Annotated in this window: 10 protein-coding genes; 1 reads left to right on the forward strand and 9 read right to left on the reverse strand. The window is 49.8% G+C overall.

Annotated features, from left to right (window positions below; translation table 11 throughout):
- Nucleotides 1–172 precede the first annotated feature (172 nt).
- The 9 genes from AB7D94_RS13110 to polA all read right to left on the reverse strand — a co-directional run bounded on the left by AB7D94_RS13110 (nucleotide 173) and on the right by polA (nucleotide 12,628).
- Entirely contained in the window at nucleotides 173–1,201 is a 1,029-nt protein-coding gene (locus AB7D94_RS13110) for a glycosyltransferase family 2 protein (protein ID WP_420266338.1), read from the reverse strand.
- Nucleotides 1,191–2,654, reverse strand: coding sequence for a phytoene desaturase family protein (locus AB7D94_RS13115; RefSeq protein WP_420266339.1), 1,464 nt, complete (start codon nucleotides 2,652–2,654; stop codon nucleotides 1,191–1,193). The genes AB7D94_RS13110 and AB7D94_RS13115 overlap by 11 nt, the downstream gene beginning before the upstream one ends.
- Nucleotides 2,638–5,145 (reverse strand): efflux RND transporter permease subunit, encoded by a 2,508-nt coding sequence (locus tag AB7D94_RS13120; protein WP_420266340.1) that lies wholly within the window; start codon nucleotides 5,143–5,145, stop codon nucleotides 2,638–2,640. The genes AB7D94_RS13115 and AB7D94_RS13120 overlap by 17 nt, the downstream gene beginning before the upstream one ends.
- On the reverse strand, nucleotides 5,145–5,993 hold the full coding sequence (locus tag AB7D94_RS13125) for a class I SAM-dependent methyltransferase (protein ID WP_420266341.1): 849 nt from the start codon (nucleotides 5,991–5,993) through the stop codon (nucleotides 5,145–5,147). Before AB7D94_RS13125 ends, AB7D94_RS13120 begins: the two co-directional genes overlap by 1 nt.
- A 295-nt stretch (nucleotides 5,994–6,288) precedes the next feature.
- Nucleotides 6,289–6,657, reverse strand: a complete 369-nt coding sequence (locus AB7D94_RS13130) for an SxtJ family membrane protein (protein ID WP_420266342.1) — start codon at nucleotides 6,655–6,657, stop codon at nucleotides 6,289–6,291.
- 4 nt (nucleotides 6,658–6,661) lie between these two features.
- Nucleotides 6,662–6,811: a DUF5989 family protein gene (locus tag AB7D94_RS13135; protein WP_420266344.1), complete on the reverse strand. Its 150-nt coding sequence runs from the start codon at nucleotides 6,809–6,811 to the stop codon at nucleotides 6,662–6,664.
- A gap of 64 nt (nucleotides 6,812–6,875) precedes the next feature.
- On the reverse strand, nucleotides 6,876–8,759 hold the full coding sequence (locus AB7D94_RS13140; protein ID WP_420266345.1) for a carbamoyltransferase family protein: 1,884 nt from the start codon (nucleotides 8,757–8,759) through the stop codon (nucleotides 6,876–6,878).
- 251 nt (nucleotides 8,760–9,010) lie between these two features.
- Entirely contained in the window at nucleotides 9,011–9,883 is an 873-nt protein-coding gene (locus AB7D94_RS13145; RefSeq protein WP_420266346.1) for an RpnC/YadD family protein, read from the reverse strand.
- Nucleotides 9,884–10,057: 174 nt separating this feature from the next.
- Nucleotides 10,058–12,628, reverse strand: coding sequence for a DNA polymerase I (gene polA / locus AB7D94_RS13150; RefSeq protein ID WP_420266347.1), 2,571 nt, complete (start codon nucleotides 12,626–12,628; stop codon nucleotides 10,058–10,060).
- A gap of 43 nt (nucleotides 12,629–12,671) precedes the next feature.
- On the opposite strand from polA, the gene AB7D94_RS13155 reads away from it, so the two are divergent.
- Nucleotides 12,672–12,932 (forward strand): hypothetical protein (locus AB7D94_RS13155; protein ID WP_420266349.1); only part of this gene is annotated, 261 nt, incomplete at its 3' end.

The following is a 12,932-nucleotide window of genomic DNA, read 5'->3' on the forward strand; positions in this document are numbered from 1 at the left end:
ACAGTGGGGGTAGCAGATGTCATAATGAGCCGAAACAAGGAGGTTCATGATGACATCTGCTACCCCCACTGTAAAGATGGGGTTTTCTTGACGCTTACGAATCTTTACCGTGATTGACATGCGAAACCTCCTGAAAATAGCCTAATTATAAGGCAGTCTATAAGTCAACATCTCATCCCTTCCCGCCCCAAATATTCGGATACCATTTATCTAAAAAATCATCTATATATCTCTTGTCAGAACCTAAGACACGCAAAAACTTATCTACCGCCCCGACGATTAAAACCCCAGGCAACACCTGTGTTGCTGCGGTGATTACCTTAAAGGATACTCCAAGCCTCCTTATCGCGGCAAAATTGCCCTTACCTAACATGAACTCTATCAGAAAAAATACCGTTATCGGTAGCGCCGTCAGCACCGTTATCAACTGATAGATAAACGATAGCGGAGTGCAACTGTGAAGTCTGTCAATGGCATAGCCGGCTCTGTACGTATTTGGTTCGTTTGATGAGACGCCCTCTTTGAGCCACTTGATTGTCAGATACGATATAACATACGCCGTTATGGCCATGATGTCCATGACCGGACGAAAGTGGCTGCCGTTTTCACCGTATATCGCCCTTACATCTACGAATCTTACGGTTGCGCCAGAGTCGCCCGCCTTTATCAGCGCCTCTGTCTCGGTTACATATCTCTGCCCCGTCAGCTCCATTGCCCTGACCACGCTCATAGGATAGAGGCGAAAGCCACACTGCGTATCCTCTATGAATTGATTCGCCGCGAGCGATATGTAAAACCGCGCCACGTGCATCGAATTATACCTGTCCCGCGGGATTTTGTCCTTTTCTCTCATACGCGACCCCACGATAATATCATCAGGGTGTACCGTGTGCGCGGACAAAAACAGGGGAATTTCGCTGGGGTCATGCTGCAAGTCGGCGTCTAATGTTACCACCGCCTCAAAGCCGTCTCTGGCCGCGCGCTCAAATATCGCCCTAAGTGCCTGTCCCTTTCCCATGTTCACCGCGTGGTGTATTACCTCTGCCCCCGCGGCGCGCGCCTCCTCCGCCGTATCGTCGGTTGAGCCGTCATCAACGACATATACCCTACTCAGGTGCCTTAGTGAACCCCTCACCACTGCCCCGACTGTCGCCGCCGCGTTAAAGGCCGGTATTGCGGCACATATTTTTTTATATATCAACGGAGAGTCCTTCCTTGTGCAATATCCTGTTTGCCGCCCGTACGCCGGAGTATGCCGCCGCAAGGACGCCACCGCCCATGTCGTCCCAGTGTCCGGCTATGTAGAGATTGTCTATGCCATGGCCGGGAAGCCTTCCCCTGTAGCCGGGCGTTTGCCGCCAGCCAAAGGCAGCCCCCGCATGGTTTCCCGTATAGCGCGTCAATGTCGTCGGCATGGCCGTCTCCACGATTTGGGGATTTTCTATTCCTCCGGATAATATCCGCCCAGCCTTTTTCAGGACAGTCTCAGCGCCGAGCGGCCGCTCAATAGTAAACCCTTCGCCGTCAGCCATCTCATGCACCACCACAGTGTGGCCGCCGTTGGGGGCGCGTCCGGGGTCTTCAACCGTTGCGATAGTTATCCCTGTAATACTGTCTGTGCCAGGGGCAAACGCCCCGGCAAAGGTCTTCTCTATGTCGTATGATGGGAAAAACCCGATGCTCGATGCCTTAGGGCTGACTAACCCCGCCACTCCGGCATATACAATGAAAAATGATGTCGAGACCCCGACTGACTGAATTGCTGATTCGGCAGGTGCGCCGTACCCTGCCCCTATGAGGCCGTGGAATGTCTCATAATAATCACAGCCCGATATGACGTACTTAGAGCGATACCCTGCGCCGTTTTCAAGCAGCACACCCGCAGCCTTTGCCCCATCAAGGACAATCCCCTTTGCCGCCGCGCTCGTTATGACCGTACCGCCCTTATTTTTCACACCATCAACAAGGACATTGGCGAGGCGCTGAGTGCCGCCTCCCGGCCTGTATGCGCCGAATTGAAAATAGCTCATTATCAGCGTTATCATCGTAAGGGCTGAGACCCTTGACGGTGGAAGCCCTATGAATGGACACCTGTCTGAAAGTACCGCTATTAAGCGGCCATCATGGACGTAATCTTTGAGGAAATCCCCATAGCTTATGTCCTGAAGCCTCAGCATACCAGAAGCAGCGCCGGAGGCAAACCCTCCTCCGGTCAAGGCGGACAGCTCCATCACAAGCATCAAGGCCCTGAATGTCCTTTCCATCGTTTTAAAGAGGGCCTCTATGCCCACAGTCTCATGCGGGAATAGCCGCTTCAGCCTGTCTTCATAGTCTGCGGCACTGCTGTCAACCGTTACCTCTAAATCTGGAAAGATACTCAGCCTTATTGGCTTAATTTGGAGAAATTCTATATTATCTCTGACGCCGGTTAATTCAAGAAGTTTATAAATAAGCCCTCCCTGCCCTGCCCCTGCGATACAGTCTATGGTGGAGTCAAAGAGATACCCCCCCCGCTTAAACGAGGACAGATAGCCTCCGGCCACGGGGTTTTTCTCGACAACGAGTGTTCTAAGCCCGGCTGCAGATGTCACCGCCGCGGCGGCAAGTCCCCCCATACCGCTTCCAATTACTATGGCGTCATAGTCCACTGCCATCTTTTCCCTCAGCCACAGGAGCCACGGGCGGCATATGCCGTTTTATCGTCAAAAACAACCCTGCCGCCATTATCATATTCGCCGCCACTCCGATGTTTATTATCCACGCCAGCGATGAGACCCCTTTAAAACTCACCGTTATCAGGCTGCCAAAGCCGGCCATCGTGGTCATTGCACATACTATAATGTTTCTGTAAACATTTCTGGCCAGCCCTCGCGGCCCCGCAGGTGTGTCCATCTCATTGGTTGCCTGTATCATATACACGCCATAGTCTATCCCTATCCCAAGCAGGATGGCGATTGCGGCCATGTTTACGTAATTAAATCCTATCCCCGCATATCCCATTATCCCCAGCGTTATCACAAGAGACAAGACAAGCGGCATCGTGCAGAGGATAATCTTCTTAGGACTTTTGAAGTGAAAATATACTAATACAAGGATAATCAGCGATGAGATAAACACGGCCATAAGAGACTCCCTGATGATGATACCCTTTAGCTCGCCCGAAAGCAGCGGCCATCCTGTGGCAAACCACCCTTGTCCGATAGCCACCGTGGATTGTCTTATCCTGTTGAGCGCGGCCTCGCTCCAATCTGCCCCTGCGGGATAAATATACGCCGCCAGTGCGCCGGATTTGTAGAAATAATCGGCCTTCCTGTTGCCGCTTTTAATCAGGTCGGTTATTTGAATCGTCTCCCCCAAACGCAGCGCCCTTTCAACGCCTCTAATGTATGCTATGTTTTTTTCTGACACGACAAAACCATACTTGTCAAGGGCGCCGGTGAGCGATTTCTCTATCCCCTCTGTTTGAATCGCCGCGATGGCCGCGATGGCCTCTTTCTGGCTTGAAGGGGGAGGCATCAGGTCGCCTAATGAGTTATAGCCGCCGATAAGGCCGTCTTTTTTCCAGTTATTAAGGGTTTGTTCCATGGTGTCAAAGGCCGCGTCAATGGAGTCCTTTCCCTTATAGACGATAAAAAGGGGCATCTTGTCCCTGCCGATTTTTTCGCCCAGTACCTGCTGAAGCCTCATAGCGGCGGAGTCTCTGAGGCCTATCTCGGCAAGGTCAGAGACAAAACGTACGCGCGGTATGCCAAAAACAGCCACGACATTCAATGCTATGAGGGCAAAAAGGAAAAGTTTAGAGTTTCTCATTAAAAAATCCGGCAGCCTCTCTACCATGAATACGGATTGCCTGCCGCGCTTGTGCGTTAAATCCATAAAACGAACCGAGACCGCCAGCAGCGCCCCCAACACGATAATCGTCGTCACCAGGGTGCCCACAATGCCGATACCCGTTACCACGCCCATCTCGTGAAGCCCGCTGAAGCTGGTCACTATAACGCTGAAAAATGCCGCCGCGGTAGTAAGCGAACCCGTGATGATACTCTTGCCGGTGTTTGAGACGGTTGTAACGAGCGCACCACATGGGTCGCCCGTTGCGGCGTATTCGCTTGAGTACCTGTCGTAAAAATGCACCGTATAGTCTATCCCAACCCCAATGAGCATCGCCGTTACCACGCTGGTTATAATATTTAGTGAGCCGTAAAGAAAATATGCGGCGGCAAATGTCCAAAGCAGGGCAATGGCAAGGCTGATAAAATTAACGGCTATGGCCAGAAGCCGCGCCCCATATATAAATCGAAATATAAGAAACACAAGCACCGCCGATGACACCGTGCTTGTGACGATATCGCGGTCCATGGACTGGCGTGTCTCCCACGCGATGGCGTATGCGCCGGCAAAACCAACTTTCAGCCCGCCCTCTTTGCCGCCGGAGTTCTTCGACACAATTGTTTCGACTTCGCGCCTTAGTGCCTTCACAAACCCGACATCACGGCTTGAGCCGCGCGGGCTGACAAACATAAGGGCAAGGCAGTGGTCTTTAGATGCGTAAAACCCGCTTGAGACGTCCATCTTGTCCGCACCGTTTTTTAAGATTGCCGACTTGAGAATTGACCGCAGCGCAAGGGGGTCTTCCTCTATCATCTTCACCTCGGGGATGGAGGACAGAGGCTCCTGAAGGATTTTATAGTTTTTTTCCACCTGTGCCGCTATCCCTTCCGGGGTGAGGCGGCCCTTGAGCTGCTCAACCCCCTGTTTATTCAGATAGAGGGGGAAGTGTTTGACCATAAAATCCCACTTATTTTTAAAAATATTATAGTCAACATCCTCAATCAGGGGGGAGGCACTGAGGGCGGTGCCTATTTTTTCTATTGTTGCGAAGTGGTTTTCTATGTCACCGCCCTGCTCGGCCTCAAAGACGATAGTGAGGGCCTTCATCGTGCCGAAATCATTCAGCGTATCAGCAAAAAGGCGCATTGACGGGTTATTTGCAGGGAATACGTCCATTAGATCGGTCTTAAGTGTTATCCTGGAGATGATGTAGATAGAAAACACGGCGCTGAGGACTGAGACGGCTATTATGAGGACGCGGTATTTGTAAATCAATAAGGCCGTGTGCCTGAGAACCCGTGTTGTAAAGGTCATCAACGGGTCTCTGGGCCAGAGAACGGTTTGACCGCAACGGCGCTCTTGCTCACACCGCCAAGCAACCGGCCACTTGTCCTATAAATCAGCCGCGCTGCCGCAGACGCCGCCCGCGAGACGGCCATTTCAACAAACACATGGGGGAGTGTCGCCGTCCCCGGCGTTATGAGGATTGATTGAAAACCAGCGAGGGCCAATATGCGCCTCAGCGTCTCCGGTGAGAAGTCATAAAGATGAAACGGCGCGTCATAGAGATTATTTTTAATATTAAACGCCGACAATGCCCTGACAATCGGTGTTGTGTGCGGCACCCGCAGGATAAGAAGCCCGTTTGGCCTTAGTATGTGAAACGCGCGTTTAAGGGCATAAAGCGGGTCCCGAAGGTGTTCAAGGACGTAAAACATGGTTACGGCGTCGAAGGAATTCTCCCCGAATGAGATGTCCTCCACAGTTGACAAGCGCACGTCAAGCCCGTTTTGCAGGGCGGCGCTCACCTCGTTGGCCGACGGGTCTATGCCTGAGGCCCGAAACCCTAAGCCACTCATCACTGAGACAAAATGGCCATAGCCACAGCCGATGTCCAGTACATCCGCGCCGCGTGGAAACACCTGAGTAAGAGTATCGGCACACTCCTTATATATCAATTTCATAAGGACAGACCACGAGTGAATGTCCTTGCCGTTTCTTTGATGATAACCGTCGTAGAGCCTTGACAGGACATCGGCCTCCGGGCGAGGGTTCACATAGACAAGCCCACAGTGTTTGCACTGGACAATATCATAGCCGTTTTGGCTCACTACTGGCCGGGTATCGTCAGCCGTGCAAATATTACAGTTTATAAATTCCATACAATAGTAAAGATGAAAGCGTTCCCGATAAATAAACTAAGTAAACAGACTAATTTAAGAGAAATGACAGTGATTAGTATATAACTAACACCTGTGCCAATTGCAAAATGAATAAGTATGTCCCATTTATGCTTGTCCTTAAAGACTGGATTCCTGCTTTCGCAGGAATGACAGACACGGGGAGGTGGGAATGATAACGGGATGCCATCATTCTCTGTCTGTCATTCCCGTGAAAACGGGAATCCAGAATGTTGTAGGTATAGAGAGCTACAGCATTTTGCAATTGGCTCATCTGTTACCACTGCCTCTCGAATGTCTTTTTTGAGTATGGTTCCTTTACGTCATCGAAGACCGTTTCGCGGCCTCTTGCGTTAAAGTGCCGGACAAGCTCCTTGTTAAACATACGATACAGGACACTCAGCGGCGTCAGCACAAGATAAAAGGCTATGGCAAGCAGAACTTTGGAGTTTACCTGGCCTACGGCCTCAGCAAACCTCATCCACGCCGCGGCCACAGGCCTGACCACAGGCTCCGCCAACACATTCAGCGCCATAAGCACAAATGCCATCCATAGAAGCCATCCCCTGCCGAACAGAATGAATCCCACAATTGCCGCCAGCACAAGTACGTTTATAGTCTTCTGAGTATCTACCTTCGCTGTCATCGGCCTAAAAAAGGGTGTAGATAAACGGTGCTATCGCTGAGCCGCCCGCAAACACGATTAACAGTCCCATCAGAAGCAACACTAAGATCATCGGCAGCAGCCACCACTTCTTTCTGACCCTCAGAAAATCCCATAACTCCTTCAAAATACCCATTAAATGACAACCTCCCGCAAATAATAATACATTATGTCAAATCTTTCTCTAATTTTCTAAATTATCAATCAAGCCCGAATTCCTCTTTCCAATCCCTTTCCTCCTGCCATAGACTTTGGTCTTTTTTGTCAAAAATAAAATTGCCCATCACAAGGTAGTCCATCTCGGTTCTCATAAAACACCTGTAGGCGTCCTCAGGGGTGCAGACAATCGGCTCGCCGCGCACGTTAAAACTCGTATTTACGATTACGCCATAGCCCGTTATCTCTTTGAACTTGCTGATAAGCTGATGATACCGCGGATTGGTCTCCTTATGTACAGATTGAATCCTTGCGGAGTAATCAAGGTGCGTGATGGCCGGCAAATCTGAACGTACGTGATAGAGTTTCTCTTTTATAGACAGTTGGTTATAGTTATCCGGCCTTGGATTAGTCCTCGTACTTACCACATCGGCTACGAAGAGCATGTAGGGGGATGGGGTTTTTGTCGTAAAGTACTCAGAGATGTCCTCAAACAATACGGACGGGGCAAACGGCCTGAAACTCTCCCTGAACTTGATTTTCAGATTGAGCCTCTTTTGCATATCTGTGTCGCGGGCGTCGCCGATGATGCTTCTGTTGCCAAGGGAGCGCGGCCCCCACTCCATCTTCCCCTGAAACCAACCGATTACCTTGCCAAGGGAAAGCATCTCTGCCGTCTTTGCGACCACGGTGTCGAAGTCGTCGTAATAGGTATATGGGGCATTATACCTCCGCGCGGTCTTGCCAATGTCAAGGGCGCTGAATTCAGGGCCGAGGTATGTCCCCTGCATGGCGTCATGGGCGATATTCACTGCACCGATTTGAGTCCTTTGGGCCTCGCCGTACATGTAATGGGCGGCGTATGCGGCGCCGAGGGCACCACCGGCGTCTCCTGCCGCTGGTTGCACCCAAATGTTTTCGAACACGCCAGCGAGGGCAAGCCTTGTGTTTGCCACACAGTTTAAGGCGACCCCACCGGCCATCGCGAGGTTCTTTGAGCCTGTGAGCTGCCGTGCCGTCTTTCCCATCTTAATTACGGAGTCTTCTGTTATCTGCTGAATGGCCAGCGCGACATCACAGTGGCACTGCTGAATCTCTCCTTCGGGCAGCCTTCGCGGGAAGCCAAACAGGCCCGCCCACTTTTGGTCATCAACCATTGTAAGGGCCGACGCGTAACGAAACAAATCCTGATTAAGCCAGACTGAGCCATCGTCTTTGAGTTCAATAATATTGCCGTAGATGATGTCCATGTATTTTTTCACTTCTTGCGAGCCGTGTCTTCCATATGGGGCAAGGCCCATGAGTTTGTATTCGCCGGAGTTTACCTTAAAGCCGAGATAGTATGTAAACGCCGAATACAGGAGCCCGAGTGAATGGGGGAATTTCATCTCTTTAAGCATCGTGATATTGCCGCCCTTACCGTGGCTGATGGAGGCGGTTGCCCACTCGCCCACACCATCAATGGTAAGGATAGCGGCCTCGTCAAAGGGTGACGGGAAGAACGCGCTTGCCGCGTGCGACAGGTGATGCTCTGAAAACAGGAGTTTTATTTTATCCTTATCATATCCATCTATTTGGGCTATTTGGGCCAACTCGTCATGGATTAATTTCCTCAGAAAGAGTTTCTCTTTTATCCACACCGGAATTGCCGAGAGAAACGATTTAAAACCCTTGGGCGCGCAGGCATAGTATGTCTCAAGCAGACGCTCAAACTTCAATATGGGCTTGTCGTAGAAGATTATGCAGTCGAGCCTGGAAAGCGTAAGGCCGCCGTAGTCAAGGCAGAACTCAACGGCGTTTCGGGGGAAGGACGCATCGTGCTTTTTGCGGGTAAAGCGTTCCTCGTGCGCCGCGGCAACTATCTCGCCGTCAACTAATAGCGCTGCCGCCGAGTCGTGATAATACGCTGAAATCCCTAAAACCTTCATGTCAGCAATTATAGCATATAATTATTGTCTCTATGCAGAATATTTTCATGTCTGTTATCTCCCCTGTGGATAATAAAGGCAATGGCGGCCACTAAGCCGCCATTGCCAATTACTTAAACGGTTATGCCCTTCACTTATTTACAGTGTACCCCTAAAGCGTAACATTGACCATCATAATAGGCATACATGGTTCCATCTGTCCATGCAACAAGGGCAGCGCCATTCTGTCATGCCCTCTCTGTGTCGGCGTTTTATATGATATTCCCCCAAAACCCCTTCAACTCATCCACTGACCCGGCCTTCCTGATAAGATTCTTGAACTCCTCCAATTTATCTAAAGAATCTATGGCCCTAACCATATTCATAAGTTCAAGTCCGGCTGTGCCATATTTTAGTTCGAGCCCTAATTCTATTCCTTCAAGTAAACCTCTTCGTTCACCCTCTATCAACCCCTCTTCTTTACCTTCCATTTTACCTTCCATTCTACCTTTCATTTCACCCTCTTTAAAAATATCGCTATCTTCTACATCAATCGTTATAGGCATTTTCGACACCTCCATTTTGACTTTAGGATATAATTTGCGTAAATCAGAAAGATAGAGCAATTTTCTGATATAACTCTCCCGCTCTTTTGGCGGCAATATGGACAGTTTATCAAGGATTTTTCTTATCGTGGCATCTACGTCCCCGGTCTTGCACAATATCGCCAACACTATATCCTCAGGGCAATCGCTTTCAAGAAGCTGGCTGCAATCTATTTCCCTTATATCAATCAATTTATATGAGTAATTGACCCCTTCACCTTCCATATGGTTTTGCATGTTCATAGGTTCATTTCCAACATAAAGCACTATCTGTACAGGTAATTTCTTATTCTGATTATAGATAAATCCAGAATACAGATACATCCGCGCCATCATAACGTTCTCATTTCGTGATTGAATCTCGAAATGGAGTAATTTTCCGTCCTCTACTTCAAACACCAGGTCTGGCTCTCTTAACTGAATATCTGGAAACTGGACATCAACAAACCTGCCAGTCTCATATCCGGTTATGAGTCTTAGGAATACCTTAGGTATATCTTTCAATATATCCTTCAGTGTAATGTCATATTTATTATGCATATTCCCCCATTTTTCTAAGATGTTTACAATTCATAAATCCTTTCTGCAAATAAAGACTGCCTCATGGAGATATTGTACCACAATAGGGGTTTTTAAGGCATTATAACACCAACGGGTTATGGGTATTGCCCCATAATTTCTTAATCATACGCACATTGACTGTCACGCGTAAACTCAATGGGCGTCAGCCCAATTTCTGCCCGCCCCTACGTCAACCTTTAACGCTACATCAAGCGCGGCGGCTGACTCCATCTCATCTCTTACCAGTGCTTTGACCGCCTCAAGCTCTGCCTCCGGCACCTCAAACAGCAGCTCGTCGTGAATCTGCAGGATCATCTTTGTCTTAAAGCCGTTTAGCGCCTTACGGACTTTGAGCATTGAGAGTTTTATTATATCTGCCGCCGCACCCTGTATCGGGGTATTTATGGCCAGACGCTCAGCCTGCTGCCTGATGTTCTTATTAGCACTTTTCAGGCCGTCTATCGGGCGCCTTCGCCCCATTATGGTTTCGGCATACCCACGGTTCGCTGTTTCTTTTATCGTCGCCTCAATATATCTCCTTACGCCTTCGTGCCGCTCAAAGAATCTCTCTATGTATTGTTTGGTTTGTGCCTGTGGAGTCTTCAACTGCCCCGAAAGGCCAAAGGCGGACATGCCGTATATTATCCCGAAGTTTATCACCTTAGCGGCACGCCTCATATCTGCCGTGACAACACCGTCTGCCCCGCTTAATACCTCCCTTGCGGTCTCTGTGTGAATATCCTCCCCATGTTTAAACGCCTCAATAAACCCCTCGTCCCCACTCAAATGCGCCAGCACGCGCAGCTCTATCTGTGAGTAATCGGCAGATACAAGGTAATGTCCCTCACGCGCGATAAATGCCCGCCGCAATGCCTCGCCAAGCGCACCGCGTATAGGGATGTTCTGGAGATTCGGGTTGCTGCTTGACAGCCTTCCTGTTGATGTGCCGGCCTGATTGAATGTCGTATGAAGGCGGCCGGTTGCGGGGTTCACATAAGAGGGTAGGGCATCGGCGTATGTGTTTTTTAGTTTCGCAAGCGTACGGTACTGTAAAATCTCCGCGGGCAGTGGATGCTGAGCCGCCATGCCCTCAAGCACCCCCACATCTGTCGAAAGCCCGGTCTTGGTCTTCTTGCCAGAGGCTAACCTGAGTTTATCAAACAGTATCTCAGAAAGCTGCTTTGGAGAGTTGATATTAAACTCCTCACCGGCAAGGAAATAGATGCGCCTTTCAAGTGCCGAAAGCTGTGTGCCAAGCTCATCTGACAGCCCCTTGAGCCGGGCAGTGTCTATCATTATGCCGTGTTGTTCCATCTCCGCCAATATATAAATAAGCGGCGACTCCACTGTGTCATATAACGCCATAAGCGGTGTACCCTCTATTTTTTTTGTTAACACTCGCTTTAGTCTGAGTGCGACAACGGCCTCCTCCGCCGAAGAGTCGGGCTTGGTATACAGGTCGTTATTCTTAGCATCATCTTTCATCTTATACGAAAGATACTCAAGGGCAAGCGCCTTCAGGGTGTAGTCCTGCCGGTTTGGATTTATCAGGTTTGCTACCACCATCGTGTCATAAAGCGGGCCGCTGACGCTCAATGAGCGCCTGTTAAGCAGGTGGATGTCTGCCTTGAGGTTATGCCCGACCTTCACGACTGCCTCCGCGGCCAACATATCGGCGGCAAGGCGCGGCGGCTCTATGTGGTAGGCCATGCTGGCGTCTGATGCCACCCCGCTTATGGCGCTTAGAGATAGATTGCCACTGATTTCAGCGGCCTTAATAGCAACCTCACCGGGCACCACCCCAAAGGCTGCGGTATAATCTTCAACCGTTTTGATTACCGCCGTGTCAAATGGCTGGTCATCGCCGTCATCGGGTATATATTTTAATAGTGATGAAAACTCGTATTTAATAAACAGCGCCTTGAGCTGCTCGTAGTGCGGCTCTTTGACTGTCAATTGAAAAAGCGGTATGTCAAGCGGGATGTCCACACTTACCGCCGACAGCTCACGGCTCAGTCGTATGGCCGGGATGTTGTCTTCTATCATCTTTCTGAGGCGGGCGTTTTGTATTTTATCACGATGGGTGATTAGTTCCTCTACCGTGTCGAAGTCTTTGAGAAGCTCAGCGGCGGTCTTCTCTCCTATGCCTCTGACGCCGGGTATGTTGTCAATCTGGTCGCCCGTTAGCGCCATAAGCTCCGGGACTTTAACTGGCGGGACACGCAGGCGGTTAAGGACATAATCGTAATCAAGGACGGCGTTTTTCACAGGGTCATAAATTTTAATATCAGGGCTGACGCACTGAAGCAGGTCCTTATCGCCGGTAACAATATATACCGTGTTGGAGGCGGAGGCATAGCGCCTTGCCAGCACCGCCATTATGTCGTCGGACTCATAGCCGGGCAGGGCGATTACCGTTATGTTCATCGCAAGGAGCAAATCCCTGATTGGGGCGATTTGCGTAATTAAGCCATCAGGTGGGGCAGAGCGGTTGGCCTTATACTCTGTGAAGAGCTTATGCCTGTGGGTAGGTTCAGGGGAGTCAAGCACTACGGCAAGGGTGTGCGGGGCCTTGTCTTTGATTAGTTTGTATATCATGGCGGTAAAGCCGTATATGGCGTTTGTGGGAAACCCCGCGGAGTTTTTCAGCTCGGCGATGGCGTGGTATGCCCGGTATATATAGGCAGTCCCGTCAATCAGATATGTACTGGTGTGTTTTTCCATAGGGTAAGGGCGACATGAGATGAATGGCTCAGGAAAATATTGAATGACAGACAATACAGGACAAGTGAAAAAAAGATCAAATATCCTGTTAAGATTTTCCTGTGATATCCCTTTGCCATCACCTCAATATTCTACAGTAATCTCCGTCTCTTTTGCCACTACTTTAATCACAAGGGGTCTACGTCATAAAAATGGGGTGGGAAAAGGGCGCCTTGTCCTGCCTCTTTTTTATGACGTAGACCCTAACGCTGCAGCAATTCTCGGTGAAGGTAAAATGATAGTGAGAATGCGTGTTTACAGAGAA

It is taken from the genome of Candidatus Magnetominusculus dajiuhuensis (assembly GCF_046044395.1).
Lineage (GTDB): Bacteria > Nitrospirota > Thermodesulfovibrionia > Thermodesulfovibrionales > Magnetobacteriaceae > Magnetominusculus > Magnetominusculus dajiuhuensis.